The organism is Kitasatospora sp. NPDC101157, assembly GCF_044768255.1.
Classification (GTDB): domain Bacteria; phylum Actinomycetota; class Actinomycetes; order Streptomycetales; family Streptomycetaceae; genus Kitasatospora.
Genome location: NZ_JBIWPL010000026.1, coordinates 50767 through 72806, shown reverse-complemented (window position 1 = coordinate 72806; position 22040 = coordinate 50767). Strand labels below are relative to the sequence as shown.

Sequence of the window (22040 nt, the reverse complement as noted above, 5' to 3'; positions counted from 1 at the left end):
GCGGGCGGGGCGTCCTGGGGGTGTTGGGTGGGGGGTGGGGCGAGGGTGGGGTGGGGGTGGTTCATGGGTGGTTCCGTGGGGGGCGCCCCGGCGGTGGGGCCGGGGCGCCGCTGTTCAGGACAGGAGGTACTGCGGGGTCAGCTGAGCGAGGCGCTGGGCGTCCGCTCCTCGACCAGCCGCGCGACCGCCCGCAGGTCGGGCTGGCGCAGCACGAGGGGGGCGCGCAGCCGCACGCCGTACTCCTCTTCCAGGGCCTCCAGCAGTCGGGCGGCGGCGAGTGAATTGCCGCCCGAGTCCAGGAAGTTGTCCTCCGGGCCGAGGTCGGCCCGGCCGATCAGCTCGCGGCAGAGCTTCAGCACGGTGCGCTCGACCGGGGTGTCACCGTCCTCGACCACCGCCACCGGGGCCTGCGGCTCGGCGGCGAGCAGCGCCGCGCGGTCCACCTTGCCGTTGGCGTCCAGCGGGAACGTCTCGACCAGCCGCACGGTGGCCGGCACGGCCTGCTCGGGCAGCCAGGGCCGGGCGGCGTCCAGCAGGCTCGCCGGTTCGGCGTCCTCCTCGGTCTGGACGAAGGCGAGCAGCCGTACGCCGGTGGCGGCCGTCTCGGCGGCGACCACGGCCCGGCGCACCCGGGGGTCGCGCTCGAAGGCGGCCTCGACCTCGGCCGGTTCGATCCGCACCCCGCTGACCTTGACCTGGTCGTCCAGGCGCCCGTGGAACTCCAGCACGCCGTCGGCGCGCATCACCACCCGGTCGCCGGTGCGGTAGACCCGGTCGGTGCCGTCCACGCCGGGCGGCGTCTCGACGAAGCGGCGGGCGGTCAGTTCGGGGTCGAGGTACCCGGCGGCCAGGCCCCGGCCGCCGATCCGCAGTTCGCCGGCCGTCCCTCTGGGCACCGGGTGGCCCTGCTCGTCGGTGACCAGCACGACGGCTCCCGGGACCGGCAGTCCGATCGGCGGCGCGCCGGCGCCGTGGTCGCCGCCGGGGGCCATGCTGTGCACGGTGGTGACGACGGTCGCCTCGGCCGGGCCGTAGCCGTTGTGGACGGTTGCCGTGACCTCCGGTCCGGCGGGGCGGCGCAGCCGGTCGCCGCCGATGAACAGGTGGCGCAGCGCCAGCCCGGTGGGCCAGGGCCGGGCCAGGATCGGCTCGCCCAGCGGGGTGGGCAGCACGCAGGCCGTGATGCCGGCCTCGCGCCACCAGTCGGTGAGCGCGCCCGAGTCCCAGCGGACGGCCTCGGGGGCGACGACCAGCGCGGCGCCGGAGGTGAGGCCGGCCCACAGCTCCAGGACGTGCGGGTCGAAGGAGACTCCGATCAGCAGGCTGTGCCGCTCGCCGGGGCCGAGGCCGATCAGCTCGCGGTACCACTGCAGCAGTGCGCCGAGGGCCGGTTCGGTGACGGCGACGGCCTTGGGGGTGCCGGTGGAGCCGGAGGTGAGGACGGCGTAGTGGGTGCCGGCCGGCACCTCGACCTGCTCGCCGGGCGTCAGCGCGGCCAGCACGCCGCCGGCGGGCAGGTCCAGCTCCAGCCGCTCGCCACCGGCCGGCAGCACGTCGGCCTCGCCGACCAGACAGGTCGGCCGCAGTTGCTCGGCGACGGCCTGCAGGCGCTTCACGCCGGGGCGCGGGCCGAGCGGCAGGTGGACGGCGCCGAGCTTGGCTATCGCCAGGGTGACGGCGACCAGCTCCACGGAGTGGCCGAGGCAGACGCCGACCAGGTCGCCCTCACCGACCTTGCCGCGCAGGGCCTCGGCGACGGTGTCGGCGAGGCGGTCGAGCTCGGCGTAGCTGTGGGTGTGCTCGCCGTCGATCAGGGCGGGCGCCTGCGGGGTGCGGTGCGCCCAGCTGGTGAACAGGTCGAGGACCGCGCCGTCCTGGTGCGGACGGCCGTACCCGATGCTCAGGGATTCCATCATCGTCTCCAGACGCGTGCGTAGTACGTGCGAAACAACCGTCAGTTCAAGCCCATGGAGCGGGCGATGATCACTTTCTGGACCTCGGAGGTCCCCTCGATGATCGTGGTCATCCGGACGTAGCGGTACAGGAATTCCAGCGGGTGGCCGCGCACCCAGCCGGTGGCACCGTGCACCTGGAGCGAGCGGTCCACGGCGCGGACAGCGGTCTCGGAGGCGGTGAGCTTGGCGAGCGCCGCGTTCTCGGGCGACTCGGTGCCCTCGTCCACGAGGCGGGCGCAGGCGAGGGTGAGCAGCTTGGAGGACTCCACCTCGGCGCGGGTGGTCACCAGGTGCTCCTGGACGTGCTGGTACTCGCCGATCACCTTGCCGAAGGCGCGCCGCTCGCGGGCGTACTCGACGCCGGCCTTCAGCGCGTACTCGGCGATGCCGTTGCACATCGCGGCGACCACCAGGCGGCCGCGGGAGAGGCTGTCCATGGCGAGGGCGGTGGCCGCGCCGAGGCCCTCCTCGCCGCCGATGACGGCCTCCGGACCGACGGTGACCTGGTCGAGCAGCAGCTCGAACAGCGGCTCGCCGGACATCCCCTCGTACCGCTGGCCGATCCGCAGCCCGGGCTGGTCCATCGGCAGCACGAAGGCGGTGGCCCCGGCGGTCGGTCCGGCGCCCTCGCCGAGGTCGGTGGCGGCGACCACCAGGGCGATCCCGGCGTGCTCGGCGTTGCTGACGAAGGTCTTGCGCCCGTTCAGCACCCAGGTGTCGCCGGTGCGCACGGCGGTGGTGGTGAGGTGGAACGCGTCCGAGCCGGCCTGCGGCTCGGTGAGCGCCAGGCAGCGGGTCTGCTCGCCGCGCACCAGCGGGACGAGGTGGCGCTCGACCTGCTCGGGGGTGCCGTGCCGCAGCAGCGGGCTGGGGCCGTCGGAGCCGGCCAGCGCGTACGGGGCGAGCACGCAGCCGCTGCGCCCGGCGGCGTGGTGCAGCAGCACGACGGCGAGGAACGGCATGTCGGCGCCGCCGAGTTCCTCCGGGTAGTCGCCGGCGTAGAAGCCGAGCGCGGCGGAGCGCTTGCGGACGTAGGCCCGCAGGTCGCCCGGGACCTGGTCGGCGGTCTCGGGCAGCTCGGCGGCGAGCGGTACGAGCTCGCGGCGGATGAAGCTCTCGAAGGCGTCGACGAGTTCGCGGTGGCCGTCCTCGAACACGGCGGAGGGAGAACTCACTTGGTGCCTCCGGTGAGGACGCGGGCCTGGTCGGCCAGCACGGCGTGGCGGAACAGGGTGCGCAGCGGCGGACGGCTGCCCAGGTGCGGTTCCAGGTGGGCGGCGAGCTGGGCGGCCAGCAGCGAGTGGCCGCCGACCTCGAAGAAGTGGGAGTCCGCGGTGAAGCGGTCGTGGCCGAGCACCTCGCGCCAGGCGGCGGCGATCAGCTCCTGGCCGGGGTCGGAGAAGGTGCTGGGCGCGCTCGCCGGCTCCTCCGGGGCCACCTCGGCGAGCCGGGCGAGGGCGGCGCGGTCGGGCTTGCCGCCGGGCAGGGTGGGCATCTCGGCGACGGCCGTCCAGCTGGCGGGGACGAGTCCGCCGGGCAGCCGGCGGGCGAGTGCGGTGTGCAGGGCGGCCTGGTCGGGGCGTTCGGCGCCCTCCAGGAAGCCGAGCAGGCGGGGGCCGGTCTGCGGGTCGGTGTGCAGCACCACCGCGCAGGAGCGGCCACCGAGTTCGGCGGAGGCGGCGGCCTCGATCTCCTCCAGCTCGATCCGGTGGCCGCGCAGCTTGACCTGGTTGTCGGCGCGGCCGAGGAAGCGCAGCCGCCCCTCGGTGTCGCGGTAGCCGCGGTCGCCGGTGCGGTAGACCCGCAGGCCGCCGAGCGCGGGGACGGTGGTGAAGCGGGCCGCGGTGGGCTCCGGCAGGCCGACGTAGCCCTCGGCCAACAGGTCGCCGCTGACGGCGAGTTCACCGACGCAGCCGTACGGGAGCGGGCGCAGCGTCTCGTCCAGGACGTGCAGGCGCACGCCGTCGAGTTCGGTGCCGAGCGGGATCTCGCCGTCCTCGGTGACGTCGGCCGCGGTGACCTGGTGGACGGTGGAGGTGACGGTGGCCTCGGTGACGCCGTACGCGTTGAGCACGGTGGTGGCCTCGGTCAGCCCGGCCAGCGCCCGGGCGGGCAGGCGTTCGCCGCCGAGGACGAGCAGCCGGGGCGACCAGCGGCCGTCGCGCAGCGCCTCGCGCAGGTCCTCGCGGACGGCGAGCAGGTAGCTGGTGGGCAGGTTGGCGACGGTGACGCCGCGGGCGGCGAGCACGGCGACCAGCTCCGGGCCGGTGGGCACCTCTCGCTGCGGCACGACCAGCGCGGCGCCGGCCGCGAGGGCGGGCAGCACCTCCTCCAGGGCCACGTCGAAGGACGGCCGGGCGAACAGCAGGACCCGGTCGGCGGGGCTGAGTTCGTAGCGGGCGGCGATCGCGGCGACGTACCCGGCGAGGGCCTCGCGGCCGACCAGGACGGGCTTGGGCACGCCGGTGGAGCCGGAGGTGTGGATGATGTACGCGGCGCCGTCCAGGACGGCGGCGGGCTCGGCCTTGGGGAAGGCGGGACCGTCCAGCAGCGCCGGGGTGACGCCCTCGGCGGGCAGGGCGAGCGCGCTCTGCCGGGTGGCGAGGACGAGCGCGGGGGCGAGCCGCTCCAGCAGCAGGCCGAGCCGGGCGGCCGGATCCTCGGTGGACAGCGGCGCGTAGACGGCGCCGAGGCGCAGGCAGGCCAGCAGGGTGACCACGCTGTCGGTGCCGCGCGGCAGCACGGCGGCCACCGGCTGACCGGGGGTGACCCCGGCGGCGCGCATCCGGTCGACCAACTCGCCGACGCGGCGGTCGAGTTCGCCGTAGCTGATCCGCTCGGTGCCGGCCAGCAGGGCGAGCGCGGTGGGGTCGTGGGCGGCGGCCGGGTCGAGGTCGGCCCGGGCGACCGGGGCGGCCGGCTCGGCCTGCGGCGCGGGGGCCAGCTCGGCGATCACCGCCTCCGGGCTGTCCAGGTAGCAGCGCAGCAGCTCCAGCAGGCGCTCGGAGAGCAGCACGGCCCTGGCCTCGCCGAACAGGTCGGCGTCGTAGTCCCAGATCAGGGTCATCCCGGCGGCGCCGTGCTTCTCGCCGACCACCCGGCGGTCGTCGGGCAGCAGTACCAGGTCGAGGTCGAAGCGGGTGGTGCCGGTGTTGAAGCCCTCGTACAGCGAGACGTCGAGGCCGGGCGCCTGGACGTCGGGCAGCGCGGCGTCGTGGGCGCTGAACATCACGTTGAACAGCGGGTTGTCGGCGCCGCCGGTGTGCAGCCCGAGGCGGCGGGTCAGCTCCTGCACCGGCAGGTCCTGGTACGGCAGGGCGCGCATCAGGACGTCGGTGACCTCGTCCACGGCGTCGGTGCCGGAGGCGGCCGGGTCGAGCCGCAGGCGCAGCGGCACGGTGTTGACGAACATGCCGACGGTGCCCTCGTAGCCCTCCGGGCGGTTGCCGACGGCGGTGCCGACGGTCACCTCGCGGTGGCCGCTGTGCCGGCGCAGCAGCTCGGCGAACAGGGCGAGCAGGGTGCTGAACGGGGTGTGGCCGTCGGCCTTGCTGCGCTCGCGCAGCCGCTCGGCGAGGTCGGCGCCGATCGACTGGCGCAGCTGTCCGCCGCGGTGGCGGCGCTCGACGCCGGGCCGGGCCAGCCCGGGCAGGGTGACCTCGCGCGGCGCGTCGGCCAGCTCCTTGGTCCAGAAGGCGAGGGCGCGCTCGCGGGCCTTGGGGTCGGCCTCGGTGCGGGCGTGCTGCTCGTAGGAGGGGGCGGTGGCCAGCTCGTAGGGCTGGTCGAGGACGCGGGCGCGGTAGACGGTGAACAGGTCGCGCAGGAAGATCGCGAAGGAGTGGCCGTCGTGGACGAGGTGGTGCTCGACGTGGATCAGCCGGTGGTGGTCCTCGGCGAGGCGGACCAGGTGCCAGCGCAGCAGCGGGGCCCGCTCGGTGTCCAGCGGCTCCTCGGCCTCGGCGGCGAGCAGCCGGCGGAAGACGGCCTCCGGGTCCGCCTCGGCGGTGAAGTCGCTGTGCCGCAGCACGGGTTGGCAGTCCTCGGCGACCCGCTGGCCGGGGAGGCCCTCCGGCCGGGGCACCAACTCCAGGCGCAGACCCGGGTGCTGGGCCAGGACGGCGGCGAGCCCGGTGTGCAGGGCGTCCCGGTCGAGGGTGCCCCACAGGTCGAGGACGCCGGTGAAGTTGTAGGCGCGGCTGCCCGGCTGCATCTGCTCGTGCAGCCAGACGATCTCCTGCGAGGGAGAGAGTGCGAACATGGAAGATTCCCTTGTGTGGTGGGCGTGTCGGCACTGCGGTGGCCGGGCGCGGGAGTGGGGTGGTCCCGGCTGCGGCCGGTGGGAGCCGGGCCGCACCGGGGTGGGGGTGCGACCCGGGGTTCCTCGGGGAATTGCGGTCTGAGGGGCCGGGGTGCCGGCGGGGCTCCGGGAGGGGCCGGAGTCCGGGGCGGGCCGGGGTGGTGAGCGGTCCGGGGTCCGGGGTCCGTGACGGGCCGGGGTCCGGGGGTCCGGGGGTCCGGGGCGGGTCCTAGGCGAGGTGGCGGCGCAGCACTCCGAGCAGGTCGCCGAGGGCGGCCTCGGCCTCGGCGGCCGGGAAGCGCTCGCTGTCCCAGGCCAGGTGCACCGTCAGGTCCTCGCCGTGGGAGGCGGAGACGGCCAGCGGCGCGGCGAGCGGGCGGCCGGAGAGGTGGACCTCCCGGCCGGGTACGCCGCCGAGCACCAGGGGCGGGCGGCGCTGGAGGTCCTCGAAGGTGAGCATCGCGTCCAGCGCGCCCGACCAGGGGGACCCGGCGGCCCGGGCGGCCCGGACCACCTCGTCGAAGGGGGTGCCGGCGTGGTCGAGGTCGTCCCACCAGTCGTCGCAGAGCGCCTCCAGGTCGGCGGCCGGACGCGGCGGGACGGCGTGCACCAGGGTGTTGAGGAAGCAGCCGAGCACGGCGGACGAGCCGGGCGGGCGGCCGCCCCACGGGTAGCCGAGGGCGAGCGGGCCCTCCGTACGGTGCAGCCGCCTCGCGGCGGCGCCGACGGCGTCCAGCAGGGCGGGGAACAGGGCGCTGCGAGCGCCGCCCTCGACGGCGGGCAGCCGCTCGGTGAGCAGGCCGGCGGCCGTCGCGGCGCCGCCGCCCGCCCCGGTCAGGCCGGCGAGCCGGCGCCCCCAGTGGGCGCGCGCGGCGGGCCCGGCGGCGGCCTCCTCGGCGGCCAGCTGGAGTTCGACGGCCTCCCGGAAGGCGGCGACGGCCTGCGGGCCGGGGCCGGCCGCCGGCGGCTCGTCCCGCCGGTAGGCCTCGGTGAGCTCGCCGACGAGCGCCCCGATCGACTGCTCGTCGCAGGCCGCGTGGTCCAGCGCCAGGGAGAGCAACTCCTCGCGCCCGCCGGGTTCCCGGGCCACCAGCAGGCGCAGCGCGGGCCCGTCCAGGGGCCAGTCCAGCAGCGCTTCGCGCAGCGCGTCCTCGGCGCTGCCGCCGGGCGCCACGTCGATCCGGGCGACCTCGACCGAGGGGCCGCCGGTGCGCAGTACGGGTGTGCCGCGGACGGTCGCGAAGGCGCCGCACAGCGCCGGGTGGCCGGCCGCGACGGCGGCGGCGGCGCGGCCCAGCCGGTCGAGGTCGAGGGTGCCCCCGGGGAAGGCGAAGAACAGCGGGGCGAGGTCGGAGCGGGTCTGCGGCGCGAGTCGGCGGGTGATCAGGAACCGTCGCTGGGCGCCGGTCAGCGGGAGCAGCTCCACCGGGGATTCGGCGGCGGCGGCGCGGTACCGGGCGAGGTAGGCGGCGGTGATGCTGGCGTGCACGGAACGGTCTCCGGTTTCCGGTCTCGGCTCGGGTCAGGGGGTCAGGGTGCGGTGGGGCTCGCGACGGGGTGCTCGGCGTCCCGGGTGTTCTCGGCGGCGCGCTCGGCGTCCCGGGTGTTCTCGGCGGCCTGGGCGGTGCTCCGGGCGGCCTGGGCGGCGTCCTGCGCGGCCGGGGCGGCGTCCTGGGCCTCCGCCGCGTCCACGGCCGGGGCCTCCTGCGGTGCCGCGGGCAGATCGCGCATCCCGCGCAGCGGCGAGAGCAGTAGCGGCACCGGCACCAGCAGGAAGCCCGCCGCGCACAGCCACAGGGCGGCCCGCGGGCCGGCCCAGTCGGCGACGAGTCCGCCGCCGAGCGCGCCGATCGGCATGGTGCCCCACACCAGGAAGCGCATGGTGGCGTTCATCCGGCCGAGCAGCTCGGGCGGGCAGACGCTCTGGCGGAAGCTCACCTGGGCGACGTTGTAGGCCACCGCGCCGAACAGCACCACGCCCGAGGCGAGGCCGAACAGCAGGGCGCCCGCGGCGCCGCCGGACAGCGGCCACAGCAGCGCGAAGGGCGCGGTCACCACGGTGGCCAGCCAGATCAGCCGGGCCTGCCCGACCCAGCGGGACAGCTGCCCCGCGCAGAGCGCGCCCGCCAGCCCGCCGACGGCGGAGGCCGACAGCAGGGCGCCGATCGCCCCGGGCGACAGGTCGAGCACCCGGACCCAGAACACCGTCTGGACGGCCATCAGCACGGCGGCGAACAGGTTGGACGTGGCGGTGGCGGTGGCGATGGCCCGCAGCAGCGGGTGGCCGAGCACGAAGCGCACGCCCTCGGCCACCTCGGCGCGCAGCGAGCGTCCGGGGTCCGGTTCCGGCCGCGGCTCCTCGACCCGGATCCGGGCGAGCAGCAGGGCCGAGGCGAGGTAGCCGCAGGCGTCGGCCACGATGGCGACCGGCGCGCCGAGCAGCTGGACCAGCCCACCACCCAGCCCCGGCCCGGCGATCTGCGCCGAGGAGCGCACCGTCTCCAGCGCACCGTTGCCGGCCACCAGCTGGTCGCGCGGCAGGACGCCGGGCAGGAAGGACTGGTGGGCCACGTCGAAGAAGACCGTGGCCACCCCGGTGACCAGCGCGACCAGGTAGAGCTGGGGCATGGTCAGCACCCCGAGCGCCGCCGCCGGCGGGATCGACCCGACCGCGAGGCAGCGCACCACGTCGGCGCGGATCAGCACCGGGAGCTTGCGCATCCGGTCCAGCCAGGCCCCGGCCGGCAGGCCGACCAGCAGGAACGCGGCCGTCTCGGCGGCGGTGAGCAGACCGACCTCGAAGGGGGTGGCGTCGAGCACCACCACCGCCACCAGGGGCAGGGCGACCAGGGTGACCTGACTGCCCGTCTGGGCCGCCGCGGCTCCGGTGAGCAGGAGCCGGAAGTCGCGGTGGCCGAACAGACGGGCCCGGCGGGGGTGAGGCTTCTCGTTCATCGATGCGACTCTCGGTCACACATTCGACACCGGGCAAGCACCAGGACCGTTTCCGGACGAAGCGCGGGTCGGCCGGATCCCGCCACTGCCGGGACCGGCCCTTGCGCCTCCCTGACGGGCCCTTGCGCTCCGGCTACCATCCGGCCGGCGACCGTCACCGCCCGTGGGGCAAGGCATCCCGGCCTGCCGACGCGTCCGGGCGGGCCTGCGACCAGGCAGTCCATTTCCCCGTCCGCTATCCGGACACCCGCTTTCCGGCCATCGGAGGCCGGCGCTCAATTTGGCCGGAATCGATGGAGCAGGCACCTTCCGTAACTTCACCGTGATACCGGCGTGACCGTCCAGAGCCGTGACCGGCCGCCCCGGAGCACGCCACCCATCGGTTTCGGCCGCCCGCCGGCCCCTGACCGGACCGCCCGTCGGGCGCTGTTCGGTCCGCCCGCCCGGCGCTCCTCAGGCCGCCGTCCGGCGCACTTCAGGCCGCCCGTCCCGCCCCCGCTGCGGCCCCGGGCTCGTCCCCGCGCCGGGTCACCGCGAGCACGGCCATGTCGTCGTCGCGCGGCCCGCCCGTCCACCGGGCCACGTCGGCCACCAACGCGTCCACTGCCTGCCTCGCCCCGGCGAACGGCCCGAGCGGGGCCAGCCCGAGCACCGGGTCGTAGAACTCCCCCGCCGCGTCCCGCGCCTCGGTCACGCCGTCCGTCACCAGCAGCAGCGTGCACCCCAGCGGGAAGGCCCGGGTCTCCACCTCCGGACGGGCCACCCCCAGCACGCCCATCCCCAGCGGCAGCCCCGGATCGGCCGCGTCCCACCGGCTCACCGTCGGCGCGCCCTCGCCCAGCAGGTACGGCCCGGGGTGGCCGCAGTCCAGGGTCCGCGCGACGGCCTCCCCCGGCGGGAACTCCACCAGCAGCGCCGTGATGAACCCCTCCAGCCGCAGCTCCTCGCCCAGCGCGACGCTCTCGCGGACCAGCGTGCGCTCCAGCGCGTCCGCGAGTGCGGCGAGGTCCGGCTCCCGGTGCGCGTCCTCCCGGAACGCCCCGAGCAGCACCGACACCGCCCCCACCGCGTGCAGCCCCTTGCCCCGCACGTCCGCGATCAGCACCCGCACGCCGTACGGAGTGGCCTGCAGCGCGTACGCGTCCCCGCCGATCAGCGCCTCGTCCTGGGCCGCCCGGTAGCAGGCCGCGACCTCCAGACCCGCCACCCGCCCCGGCGGCTCCGGCAGCACCGCCCGCTGCGCCGCCTCCGCGACCGACCGCACCCGCGCCAGCCTGCGACCGTGCCGGGCCACCACCCGGTTCACACCGACCCCGAGCAGCGCGGCGAAGGCGGTGTTGACCAGTTCCAGGTACCCGTCCTGCGTCCCGAACGACCCGTCCCGCAGGGACAGCACCAGGATCCCGGTCACGTTCGCCATCGCAACGGCGACGGTGTCGCGCAGCGCCAGCAGCGCCCCGGACAGCACAGCGGCCGCCGCGAGCAGCGGATCGCCCCAGTAGTCGGACGGATCCAGCGAGTTCCACACCAGCCCGCCGACGATCAGCAACCACGGCGCGACCCGCACGTACGGCGGCCACTGCACGGATTTCTCGGCCATCGGCTACCTGGTTCCCGTCTCACTGCACCCAGCAGGGAGGTTCCTCCGATCGTAGGCACGGGCGGCGGCGGAGCGCAGGACGGTGGGGCGGGACAGCCGCCTCCCCGCTTCCCGTCCCCGCCGCGACGGACCGGGGCCCGGACGCGCCCGCCTCAGCGCGTGAAGCGCTCCGCCCCGGCTCCGGACAGCAGCCCCGCCGGCAGCCGCCGTCCGTACGTCACCAGCAGCAGGTGCTCGGCCCGCCCCTCCACCGGCAGCGGCCCCTGCCCGTACGACCAGTCCAGGTCCGTGGCCCGCAGCCGGACGTCCTCCAGCCGCGCGCCGAAGAAGCGCAGGCTGCGGGCCGAGACCGAGCCCAGCAGGGCGGCGGCCCGGGGCAGCGGGAGACGCTCGGGCAGACCGAGGGCGACGGTGACGTCGAGGCCGTGGACGGCGTCGTGGGCGAGGGCGGCGATCCGGCCGCCGACGGGTGGCCGCCAGGGGTGCTCGGCGTGCTCGGCCAGAGCGGCGGCGAGTCGGGCCCCGGTGAGGGCGGCGGCGTCGCGGCGCGCCAACCGGTCGGCCATCCGGTGGACGTTGCCGCCGGAGCGGACGAGCTCCCCGAGCGTCCGGAGCGTGGAGTGCCGGAAGCCCGTGCCCATGTGCGCGACCACCTCACGGACCCGCCAACCCTCGCACAGCGAGGGCGAGTTCCACTGCTCGGCGGTGAGGCCGGCGAACACCCCGGCGAGCTCCCGTCGTTCCGCCGCGATCTGCTCGCGGATCCATCCGATGCCATGCTCCCGCTGCGCGCTGTTCATGCTCACCAGCCTGCGGCCGGGTGCTGCCCCCCGTCCAAGACCGGGTGGTTCTGGCACCTATGATCAACAGTTATGGAACTCCGGCAGCTCCAGTACTTCGTCACCGTCGCCCAGCACGGCAGCTTCACCCGGGCGGCCGAGCTGCTGCACCTGAGCCAGCCCGGAGTGAGCACCCAGATCCGGCGGCTGGAGCGGGAGTTGGGCCATCAGCTGCTCGACCGATCCGGCCGGTCGGTGCGACTGACCACGGTCGGCGAGGCGGTGCTGCCGCACGCGCGGGCCGCCCTCGCCGCGGCGACGGCCGCCCGGCGGACGGCGCAGGAGTTCGACGGTGTGCGGCGCGGGCGGGTGCGGCTCGGCATGGTCGCGGGCGCCGCGCTCACCCCGCCGCCGGCCCTGGGCACCTTCCCCGGGCTGGCCACCACCCTCGCGGCCTTCCGCCAGGACCACCCCGGCATCGACTTCTCGCTGGCCGAGGACACCACCGCCCGGATGCTGGACTGCCTGCGCGAGGGGCGGCTGGACCTCGCCGTGATCGGTCTGCCGACCGCCGCGAGCGGCGGTGAGGGGGACGACGGCTGGACGGCCCTGCCCGGACTCGGCCTGCACCCGGTGCTGGAGGTCCCGTTGGTCGCGCTCTGCCCGGTCGGCCATCCGCTCGCCGCCGCGGAGGGCCCGCTGCCGGTCGCCGCGCTCGCCGGGCAGGCGCTGGTGAGCACCCCGCGCGGCACCGGTATGCGGACGGCGCTGGAACGGGCCCTCGCGGAGGTGGGGGCGGCCCCGACCGTGGCCGTCGAGGCCGCCGCGCCACCGCAGTTGGCGGAACTCGCCGCGCACGGGCTGGGCGTGGCGGTGCTGCCGGACCCGGGGCCGGGCGCCGGACTGCCGGTCCGGCGGCTGACCGGTCCCGTCCCCCGGGTGCGGGTCGCGCTGGCCTGGCCGACCGGGCGGCCGCCGGCACCGCCGACCGCCGCCCTGCTGGCCCATCTGCGCGCCGCCTACCCGGGGCCGTGACGGGCCCGCTGCCGGGCGGGCCGCGACGGGCCGCGACGGGCCGTTACCGGGCCGCTGCCGGCCCCGGGCGGCTATCCGGCTGCCGCCGCGCCGTCAGCGACGTGCAGCACCGCGGAGGCCCCGTCGAAGCTCGCCCGGTCGAAGGAGTACCCGTGCTGCGGCGCCGGGTCCGTACGGGCCCGGCCCTCGCCGGGCATCGGCGGCTCCACCAGCGCCCAGGCGGCGTCCGACCCCTGCCCCAGCAGCGCCTCGTACGTCCCCGGTGCCGGATCGGCCAGCCCCAGCACCTCGCTGCGCCCGAGGCTGCCGGCGACGAACACGTACCGCTCCCCCAGCAGCGGACCGACGATGCGGCCCGCGCCGTTCCAGCGGCAGTCCAGGTCACCGCCGGCCCAGGCGCTCCGGGCCTGCTGGAGGTGCAGGTTGTGGGAGAACACCAGCGTCGGCCCGCGGCCGGCCTCGACCGCCAGGATGTCCAGCAGGTTCTGCGCCATCAGCGCGTCCCGCAGGCCGAGCAGCCCGGACACCCGGTCGCCCGGTCCGAGGCCCTGGACCGCCGCCTGCGCGTGGTAGCGCAGCAGCCCCAGCCCGGCCTGCAGCCGAGCACGGGCCCGGAACCACTCGGCGCGCGAGGTCGCTTCGATCAACTCCGGTGCCCGGAGGTGGAGTCGGGTCAGCAGGTCGTCGGCGATCCGGCGCAGTCGGACGGCCTCCGGAGTCTCACCGGGAGAGCTCTCCGCGTCCAGCACCGCCTGCTCCCGGCTCCAGCGCTCGTCCTCACCGGCCAACTCGGCGATGTCGAAGCGGAGTTCAACTCCGGGGCCGAGGTCGGTGCCGGACGCAGTGCCGGGGCCGAGGCCGGCGCCGGACGCAGTGCCGGGGCCGAGGCCGGCGCCGGGATCGAGCCGGAGGTAGTCACGGGCGTGTTCGAGGTAGCCACGAGGACTGGGGGCCATGGTGTTCTCGGTCGGGGTGTCGAAGCCGTGGAAGGCCAGCCGGTCGTCCGGCTCCCGGTCGCGGTTGAAATCCCGCATCCAGACGACGAGTTCGCGGTTGCCCGGCTGAGCGCCGAAGCCGTGGGTGAAGCCCTCGTCGAGGACCGCGTCGAGGCTGCCCACGCCGTGCCGGACGTAGTCGTCCACGGCGAACGCGGCCACCCGGTCGGTCTCCAGCGCGATCGAGCGGAAGCCCCGCTCCACCAGTTGGGCGAACAGCCGGTTGCGGACCCGGCCGAAGGCCGGTTCCTGGTGCGTCGGCTCACCGAGCGCCAGCAGTTCGCAGGAGGGGGTGAGGAAATCCCGAATGTCCTGGCTCATGGACCTCAAGCGTATCCTTGAAGGAACGGTTGAGACTTTTGCCTTTGATTCCCGGCCGTTACCGGCACAACCTTAAATCGTGAGGACACATCGTCGTGCGCCCCACCGACCTCGCCCGCGAGCACGGCATCTCCACCCAGGCCGTGCGCAACTACGAGCGCGACGGCTTCCTCCCGCCCGCCGAGCGCACTTCCAGCGGCTACCGGATCTACACCCCGCTGCACGCCGCCGCCCTGCGGGCCTTCCTCGCCCTCGTGCCCGCGTACGGGCACGCGATCGCGGGCCTCGTCATGACCGCCCTGCACGCCGGCCGCCCGGACGAGGCGCTGACCGCCATCGACCAGGGCCACGCCCAGCTGCTGCGCGACCGGGAGACACTCACCGCCGTCCGCCAGGCCGTCGACCACCTCTCCGCCGAGCGGGCCGAACCGGTCGACCACCCTGGCGCGCGCCCTGGCCCGTTCCGCGGCCCGCACCAGGACCGGCTCCGAGAACCGCCCCGAGTCCCGCTCAGCATCGGCGAACTCGCCCACCGCCTCGGCCTCACCCCTGCCACCCTGCGCACCTGGGAGAGCGCCGGCATCCTGACCCCGCCCCGCGACCGCGCCACCGGCCACCGCCGCTACCACCCTGACGACACCCGCGACGCCGAACTCGCCCACCTGCTCCGCCGCGGCGGCTACCCGCTGCCCCACATCGCCACCGTGGTCCAGCAGATCCGCACGGCGGGCGGCACGGCCGGCCTCGCCGAGGCCCTCGACGGCTGGCAGCACCGCCTCACCGACCGCGGCCGGGCGATGCTCACCGCGGCCGCGCGACTCGACGCCTATCTGTCGCTGTCCGCCGAACCGTCCGGCAGCGCGGTGCCCGCGACCCGGCGCCGGTCCCCGACGAAGACGATCACGGACGGCCAGGACACCGGCCCACCCGCTCGGTAGCCAGGTACCCGACAGCCCCTCAGCCGGCCGTGACCCGGAGGTTGGCCAGCAGCTCCGACCCGTCCGCCCGCACGGCGAACACCCGTCCGCTGCGGTGCCAGGCGGTGACCACCCCGGCGTGCGCGCGCAGGTGCACCGGCGGGTCGGTCACGCCGGGGACGACGGCGGTGAAGGCCGCCCCGGCCTCCGCCCCGACGGTGGTCCGCAGGCCGGTCCCGGACCGCTCGGTGAACGCCCAGTGCGCACCGTCGGCGCTGAGCTTCACCGGAGGGCCGGTGACGGTCTGCTCCGCGTTGCCGCGCACCGTCCAGCGCAGCAGGCTCGTCCCGGGGGCGGCCCCGGGCCCGGCCAGCAGCAGCCGCCCGTCCGCGAGCGTCACCCGCTCTCCCGCCTGGCCCGTACGCCGGTCCGCGTCGCCCGTGCTGCCCGGGCTGCCCGTCCCGGCCGTGTCCTCGGCGTCGTCCGCGTCGTCGGTCACGCCGACCGGCGTACGGGCGCGCAGTTCCCAGCCCGGCTGGTCCCAGCGCCACAGTTCGGTCAGCTCGGCGAGGTGGCCGCCGCCCCGGGTGTGCACGACGGCCGCACAGCCGGTGGGCGTGCGGGCGATCCGGCCCAGGATCCGCTGGTCGCCGCCGAGTTCGCGGTGGACGACGGTCGGACGGGCGGCGCAGGTGTCGAGCACGGCGAGGCCGTCCCCGTCGACGGTGAGCAGGTGGCGGCCGTCGTAGGAGGGAACGATCCCGCGCACCCGCAGGGCCGTCCAGCGCTCGACCCTGCGGGTGGCCAGGTCCAGCCGGTGCAGCTCGCGCACCTCCCCGTAGCGCGCGGTCAGCAGGACGGTGCCGCCGTGGTCTGCGACCACCAGCTGGTCGGCGGGCACGTCCCAGCGGGTGCGGGTCCGGCCGTCCGGGCTGAGCAGCCGCACACCCGCCTGACCGCAGGCGACCAGCACCGCACCGGAGTCCAGGTACACCGCGTCCAGGACGGGAAGGGTGCCGGGGCGGTCGGCGGCGGTGACGCTGATCGGGGCGCGGCGGCCAGGTTCGGCTCGCCGGGGCTTGGGCAGGTCGGCGGCGGCCAGCGGGTCCGCCCGCTTCGACAGCCGGGCGTGGAGGGAGTTCCGGGAGCGTCCGTCGGCGCGTCCGGCGAGCCCCCCGCTGCGGACCAGGGCACGTACGGCCTTGGTGGCGAGTTCGCGGTCGACGGCCGGATCGGCGCACCGCAGCTCGGCGAGGGCCGCCACGGCGGCCGCACCCTCGGTGCCCGGCGCCTCGGCCCCAGGCGCCTCGACGACGAGCAGCGCCCGCACGGCTTCCACGACGTCCTCGCCGAGGGCCAGCAGGTGGACCAGCGCCCGTCCGCGGGCCGCGCCGCCGAGTTCGGCGGCCTCGCGCAGGTCGGGCAGCACGCCCGGGCGCAGGGTCTCGTCCGGCCAGGCGGCCTCGACCGCGCCCAGCCGGTCGCCCGCCCGGCGGAGGTGCTCCACCCAGGCGGTGCGCAGCTCGCGCGCCGCCGCCGGGTCGGTCTCGGTCAGCCGTTCGACGGCGGTGGCGAAGGCGCCCCGCCGGTGGGCGATCCGCACCGCGCGGTCCCGGTTCCCGGCCCGCCAGTGGAGCCGGACCACGAGCTCGGCCGCCAGCCGGCGCCCTTCGGCGAGTTCGGCGGCCCGGGCGGTGCGGCCGTGCCGGTCCAGCAGGGCAACGGCCTCGACGGGCACCTCCAGCAGGTCGGCGAGCACGTACGCGGCCTCGTCGATCCGTCCGTCGTGTTCCAGGGCCTTGGCGGCGTCCCGGTAGAGGTCGGTCAGGTGCTGGTGGACGGTCGGCCCGCTCAGCGGCAGCGCCATCGGCGTGCCGCCGCGCTCCTGCGGGCTGGGCCGCAGGGCGCCCGTGAAGCGGCCGGGCATGCGCAGGGTCAGCAGACCCCGCCCGGGGCGGCCCTCGGCACCGCCGGAGAGCCGGATGGCGTCGCGCAGGGCGTCGTCCCAGTTGCGCCTCCGGAAGGAGCGGTCGAGTTTCCGCAGGTAGCGAACGTGGCGCTGCTGGAACAGTGGACCGGCCGGGCTGCGCAGGGCCAGGCGGGCCAGCCACTGGCCGCGCGGGTGCCGGGGCGGGCGCTTCCGGGCGGCACCGGCTGTTCCGGCAGTTCCGGCGGCTCCGGCGGCTCCGGCGGCTCCTGAGCGGGCCGTTCCGGCGGTCTTCGCCTCAGCTCCCTGGGCGGCGCGGACGCGCTCGGCGAGGGCGGGGATCCTCGGCAGCACGGCCAGGGCGATCCCGCACGCACCGATGAGCGCCAGCACGAGCCCGCGGATGTCGAAGTCGTCCACCAGCCCGGCGATGCCGCCCAGCAGGCAGAGGAGCGACGGGAGGAAGAGGGCCCACCACTCCCGCCGCCCGACCGGCTGCTGCGCCGCAGCGGCCCCGGCGCCGGCCCGTCGGACCCGTCGGGTCTCTCGCGCCTGGACCGTCCGGGCCTCCTTGGCCGTCGCGTTCCGACGGGCCCGCACCGGCCGGCTCCGAGCCGTTCGCGCCGTCCGAGCCGTTCGCGCCGTCCGAGCCGTTCGCGCCATCCACGCGAGCCGTGCTGCCCGCGATGTGCGCACGATCCGCGCCCCGGCGTACGGCGCGAACGACAGACCGACGCTCACGCCGATGATCACCGGCAGGATCACCGGCACACGGCCGAAGCCCTCCAGGGAGGCCAGCGGGAGGTACAGGGCGAAGAACACCAACGCCCCGATGACCAGGAGCAACCACGCCGGGCGTGCCCGTCCGGCATCCTGGCGGCGGTGTTCGTCCAGCAGCCGTCCGGCCCGTCGGCTGCGCTCGGGGATCCCGGCCGCGGCCCGCAGGTCCACGACGGGCGGGCGCGGGAGGTCCGTCTCCACCGGCTCGGCCACGACAGGGGTTCCGACCGGCCCCAGCCGGTGGAGGGTGAGCCCGCTCAGGTCCAGCCACTCCGACGGCTCCACCGTTCGCAGGTCGGCCATGAGATGACGTTGCGTCAGACCGGCTACGGTCACGACGAGTTCACCGGACTCACCGGCCACTCGCCCCGATCCCGCCACCAGCGCCCCGCCGACGGCGCGCAGCGGTTCGCCGGGGGCCCGGTCGGCACGGGCGCGCACCGCCTCGGGAAGGCTCAACAGCCAACGCCCGTCCGGAAGTTCTGACAGCCGCGCACCGTCCTGCCAGTGCGCGAGGACGCGTCCGGCCGCCTCGGCGGCGCCGATCAGCGGTACGTCGAGCAGGAATCCGGCCGCCTCGACGAGAGGGCTGTTCATCAGTCGGTGCTCCTGATCACGGCGTGCGAGCGTCCGCTGACCGCGTCCGCGATCAGCACCCGGCCCGGGCGTGGTTCGGCGGCGAGCAGCGGCAGCCGCGGGTGGACGGCGGGGGCGTTCGCCCCGCCGGAGAGTGCGGTGAGCGTCCGGACGCCGTCGGCCCGCACGGCCCGCACCAGTCCGGCGGCCGGGGTGCAGGTGATCAGTACGGGTTCGGCTCCGTGCTCCACCAGCCCGATCACCTCCGCTTTGCCCTCCCCCAGATCGATCCTGCGCCGGCCACCCCGGGCCGAACTCACCTCCCAGTTCCGCCCGTCGGCGGACCAGCCGACGGAGTCGGCGCCGTGCACCAGATGCTTCGCTCCGACCGCCTCGGTCGGCAGCGCGGTGGCCGAGAGCCTCGGTTCGCTCGACCGCCGGAACGGTCGACCGCCCTCGGTGGAGACCACCGGCCCGTCGGTGCTCGCCCGGCCGCCGGGCTGGATCCTCCGCCACTGACCGGCGAGCGGCAGCACCAGGTCGTCGCCCTCGCGCAGCAGCGGCAGTACGGGCCGGGCCATCAGCTCGGCGAACTCGGCGGAGCCGAGCGCGGGCAACCCGACGTCCGCCCCCTCGACCCGGTAGGCCTTCGGTCCGCCCAGCGGGCGGCCGCTCACGTGCAGCATCAGCCGTTCGTCCTTCGCGTACAGCACCAGCAGCCTCCCGCCCTGGCGCCCTGCCGCGACGGCCGGGCCGAGCAGTTCATGACGGCGCGGCCGGGCAGCACCGTCGACCGAGCCCCCGCCCGACACTCCGAGGGCGATGAGCACGGAGGCATCCCGGCCGCGGGTGAGCAGGGTCGCGGCTCCGGTGGTGAAGGCGGGCAGCGCTCCTCCGACGGCGGGCAGCGGGGCGTCCAGCTGCGCCGAGTTGCCGAACCCACCGCCACGCAGCGCGCGGACGGCGATCGGCGCCGGGGGCAGCGGCAGTTCGACGGCCGGCGCACCGTCCACCCGGACCGACACCCGCACGACGCCCGCCGCGTTCCAGCCGGCCTCCTCGCTCGCCACCGTCCGCTGCCGGGAGGGCAGTTGGGCGGCCAGCCGGGGTGAGGTGAGCAGCCAGCAGTGCGCGGCCGGGTCAAGCGCCCGTTCCGCGTACCGGACGTCCTCGGCGGTGGGGTCGGTGTGCCGACGGGCCTTGAGCCAGCGCGGCAGAAGATCGGCGAGATCGCCGCCGATCAGCTGCCCGGGCGGGTCCCCCAGCACCCCGACCAGCAGCTCACTGCCCCGGGCCGCCGCGCGCCGGTGCAGGACCAGCAGCGCGGCCAGCTGGACCAGCCGCGCCGCCCCCGCCTGCGCGGGACCGGCATCCACCAGGACGACCACCTGCCCGCGGCTGCTGCTGTCCCGCAACTCGGTCTCCAGCTCCAGCAGTTCACCGTCGCTCCAGCGACGCAGGAACTCCTCCGGGAACTCCTCGGCGAGCAGCCACTCGGACGGCAGCAGACGCTCCGGCTGTCGACCGCGGGCGAGACCGCCGTATCCGTCCGGCTCGCCCTCCGCTCCGGCGACGGGCTCGCGCTCGCCGATCAGCGCGTCCAGGCGGCGCAGCAACGGGCCGAGCGCGGTGGCGAGTTCGGGGGTGAGCACGGACAGCGTCCCGGCCCAGGGCGCGAGTGCGGCGGTCACCGCAGGGCCTCGCCGCGGGCCGCCGTCGTCTCCGTGTCCAGGCCCCGTTCCAGCCGCTTGCGCTGTTCCTCGACCCGGCCGTCCGCCGGGTCCACCGACACGGCCATCGCCGTCCCGGTGCCGCGCTGCACGTCCTCGACGGCCCGCACCGCCCGCACCGCCTGCACCGCCTGCACCGCCTGCACCGACTTCACTGCCTTCACTGCCTTCACGGCGACCTGCGGTACCGCGAATCGGGTGCCGAACTCCACGCTGGTCTCCGGGTTGCGCCGGATCGGCTCCAGCGCCGCGACGCCTGCTTCTCTGCCGTTCATGTCCGGCCACCCTCCACCGTCGCACCGTCGGGCACCAGGAACCGGTCGAGGTCCGCCGGATCGCAACCCGGCACCGGCCGGTCCCCGACGAGGGCATGACCGGGGACGAGCACGCACAACTGCCCGTCCGCCGCGCCCAGCGCCGCCCGCCACAGCGACGCACCGGGCTGGGGGCGGGCCGTGGTCGGCACCAGCACCCCGCCCTCGGTGCCCAGGTAGCGGGCTCCGTCGGCCCACGGCAGGTCCCGCGCCTCTCCGAGGACCAGCAAGGCCAGCCCCTTGGGGGTCGACCCGTCGGCGACCACCGCGAGGCGGCACCCGCTCTCCAGCCGGAAGCGCGTAGCGGCCGCCAGGGCCGGAACGGCGCTGCCGAGAGCCAGGACCGCGACCGCCTCCAGCGGTGGTTCACGGCGCTGCCAGCTGAGCCCGACCCCGGTCACGAGGGCGCGACCACCGCGACCAGGCCCGCCCGGACCCCGGCCAGCGGCGCCGGCAGGTCGGCCGGGTCGAAACCCGCGTCGATCTCGCGCAGTACGGCCTCCAGGCGCAGCCGGGAGTCCTGACCGTCCGGCAGGCCGCCGTGCTCGGCGAGCACCGCGGCACCGGTCCGCAGCAGACGCTCGGCGCGGGCCGCGGTGCTGCGGGAGAGTTCCTCGGCGGTGTGCGCGAGGCTCCGGTTGGCGGCCTGGTCGATCAGGTCGGCGAGGGTCTCGCGGGCGAGGGTCTGGCTGTCGGCGGTGGGGGCGATCAGCGGGAGCACCCACAGGTCGCGGACGGAGGCGGCAGTGCGGCCGTCCAGGGCGGCGGCTGCCGCGACGAGGTTCTGGGAACGGACGGCCCGCCGGTCGCTGACCGGGACACCGGCGGCGCGCAGTCGGCGCAGCGCGGTGGCCAGCAGCGGGGTCACCGCGTCGAGGTCACAGCGGCGGGCGGCGGCGGTCAGCCGGTCGAGGGCACCGAGCAGGTCTCCGGTGGCTGCGGGAGCGGCCGGGCGGCGACCGGACTCCAGGAGTTCCTCCAGGCGGGCGTCGGCGACCGGTTCGACGAAGACCCGGGCGAGGAACCGGTCGGCGAAGGCGGCCAGCGCCGGGTCCTCGGGCAGGTGATTGGCAGCGCCGACGCAGATCCGCAGCGGGCTGGCGAGTTCGGTGCGACCGCGCCGGAAGACCCTTTCGTTGAGCAGCCCGAGCAGGGTGTTCAGGACGGCGGTCGACCCGAGGAAGATCTCGTCCAGGAAGGCGATCTCGGCCTCGGGCAGCATCCCGGCGGTCTCGAACTCGACCCGGCCCTCACGGAGCCGACGCAGGTCGACCGGCCCGAACAGTTCGTTGGGCTCGGTGAAACGGCCGAGCAGGTACTCGAAGTACCGCCCACCGAGCTGCGCCGCCACCCGCCGTACGGCCTCCGACTTGGCCGTACCGGGCACCCCGACCACCAGCAGGTGCTCACCCGCGACGGCACACAACGCCACCACCTCGGCCACCGTCTCACGGCCGACCATGCCCCGTCCGGCAGCCGCCACGGCGGCGGCGAGGAGGTCCGCGTCAGCAGTGAGCTCTGCGGGCTGCCCGGCAGCGGGGCCGGGTATCTGGGCGGCGATGATCGTCTCGGTCACGAGTACGGGAGTCTACGGCGGCCCCGGCGCCGCCCACCAACGCGTTTCCCCTCCGTCCCGGGAGCCGTGATGGCATCCTCACCCCCGCCGGCGTGCTGTGCGACCTGTCCGCCGGGCCGTTCATCGGGAAATCCAACTCGGAGTCCCGCCCATGGGTCCTGTGTCACCGACCGGCTGGTGCTGCGTCGCCCGGACGTGACCCGTTACCTGCAGTGGGACACCCGCGCCCAGGAGGAGACCCGCACCGCGCCGGCCACCAGGCTCGCGGTCCGAGCGGGCCGGA

The 22040-nt window shown here is 76.1% G+C and carries 15 protein-coding genes; 2 read left to right on the top strand and 13 right to left on the bottom strand.

Going from position 1 to position 22040, the window contains the following annotated elements:
• Positions 1-137: 137 nt before the first annotated feature.
• The 7 genes from ACIRVF_RS34920 to ACIRVF_RS34890 form a co-directional block, all read right to left on the bottom strand.
• Entirely contained in the window at positions 138-1916 is a 1779-nt protein-coding gene (locus tag ACIRVF_RS34920) for an amino acid adenylation domain-containing protein (RefSeq protein WP_402827172.1), read from the bottom strand.
• Positions 1917-1954: 38 nt separating this feature from the next.
• Positions 1955-3130, bottom strand: coding sequence for an acyl-CoA dehydrogenase family protein (locus ACIRVF_RS34915; RefSeq protein ID WP_402827169.1), 1176 nt, complete (start codon positions 3128-3130; stop codon positions 1955-1957).
• A complete protein-coding gene (locus ACIRVF_RS34910; RefSeq protein WP_402827166.1) occupies positions 3127-6213 on the bottom strand; it encodes an amino acid adenylation domain-containing protein in 3087 nt (1028 codons plus the stop codon). The genes ACIRVF_RS34915 and ACIRVF_RS34910 overlap by 4 nt, the downstream gene beginning before the upstream one ends.
• Positions 6214-6481: 268 nt before the next feature.
• Positions 6482-7741: a non-ribosomal peptide synthetase gene (locus tag ACIRVF_RS34905; RefSeq protein ID WP_402827163.1), complete on the bottom strand. Its 1260-nt coding sequence runs from the start codon at positions 7739-7741 to the stop codon at positions 6482-6484.
• Positions 7742-7782: 41 nt separating this feature from the next.
• Positions 7783-9207 (bottom strand): MFS transporter, encoded by a 1425-nt coding sequence (locus ACIRVF_RS34900; RefSeq protein WP_402827160.1) that lies wholly within the window; start codon positions 9205-9207, stop codon positions 7783-7785.
• Between the two features lie 475 nt (positions 9208-9682).
• Complete coding sequence (locus tag ACIRVF_RS34895) at positions 9683-10807, bottom strand: PP2C family protein-serine/threonine phosphatase (RefSeq protein ID WP_402827157.1); 1125 nt, start codon at positions 10805-10807, stop codon at positions 9683-9685.
• 152 nt (positions 10808-10959) lie between these two features.
• Positions 10960-11607, bottom strand: a complete 648-nt coding sequence (locus tag ACIRVF_RS34890; RefSeq protein WP_402827154.1) for a maleylpyruvate isomerase family mycothiol-dependent enzyme — start codon at positions 11605-11607, stop codon at positions 10960-10962.
• Positions 11608-11679: 72 nt separating this feature from the next.
• Here ACIRVF_RS34890 and ACIRVF_RS34885 point away from each other — a divergent pair, with 72 nt between their 5' ends.
• Entirely contained in the window at positions 11680-12621 is a 942-nt protein-coding gene (locus ACIRVF_RS34885) for a LysR family transcriptional regulator (RefSeq protein ID WP_402827151.1), read from the top strand.
• A 71-nt stretch (positions 12622-12692) separates the two neighbouring features.
• Here the strand turns inward: ACIRVF_RS34885 and ACIRVF_RS34880 are convergent, their stop codons facing one another.
• On the bottom strand, positions 12693-13937 hold the full coding sequence (locus tag ACIRVF_RS34880; RefSeq protein ID WP_402827148.1) for an erythromycin esterase family protein: 1245 nt from the start codon (positions 13935-13937) through the stop codon (positions 12693-12695).
• 95 nt (positions 13938-14032) lie between these two features.
• Here ACIRVF_RS34880 and ACIRVF_RS34875 point away from each other — a divergent pair, with 95 nt between their 5' ends.
• Complete coding sequence (locus ACIRVF_RS34875; protein WP_402827145.1) at positions 14033-14875, top strand: TioE family transcriptional regulator; 843 nt, start codon at positions 14033-14035, stop codon at positions 14873-14875.
• Positions 14876-14894: 19 nt separating this feature from the next.
• Here ACIRVF_RS34875 and ACIRVF_RS34870 read toward each other — a convergent pair whose 3' ends face one another.
• Genes ACIRVF_RS34870 through ACIRVF_RS34850 form a run of 5 tightly spaced genes read right to left on the bottom strand, consistent with a single transcriptional unit; the run spans position 14895 to position 21757 of the window.
• Complete coding sequence (locus ACIRVF_RS34870) at positions 14895-18158, bottom strand: bpX6 domain-containing protein (RefSeq protein ID WP_402827142.1); 3264 nt, start codon at positions 18156-18158, stop codon at positions 14895-14897.
• Entirely contained in the window at positions 18158-19828 is a 1671-nt protein-coding gene (locus ACIRVF_RS34865; protein WP_402827140.1) for a hypothetical protein, read from the bottom strand. Before ACIRVF_RS34865 ends, ACIRVF_RS34870 begins: the two co-directional genes overlap by 1 nt.
• Positions 19825-20142: a hypothetical protein gene (locus ACIRVF_RS34860; protein WP_402827138.1), complete on the bottom strand. Its 318-nt coding sequence runs from the start codon at positions 20140-20142 to the stop codon at positions 19825-19827. The genes ACIRVF_RS34865 and ACIRVF_RS34860 overlap by 4 nt, the downstream gene beginning before the upstream one ends.
• Positions 20139-20582, bottom strand: coding sequence for a hypothetical protein (locus ACIRVF_RS34855; RefSeq protein ID WP_402827135.1), 444 nt, complete (start codon positions 20580-20582; stop codon positions 20139-20141). Before ACIRVF_RS34855 ends, ACIRVF_RS34860 begins: the two co-directional genes overlap by 4 nt.
• On the bottom strand, positions 20579-21757 hold the full coding sequence (locus tag ACIRVF_RS34850; RefSeq protein ID WP_402827133.1) for an AAA family ATPase: 1179 nt from the start codon (positions 21755-21757) through the stop codon (positions 20579-20581). Before ACIRVF_RS34850 ends, ACIRVF_RS34855 begins: the two co-directional genes overlap by 4 nt.
• Positions 21758-22040: the final 283 nt, after the last annotated feature.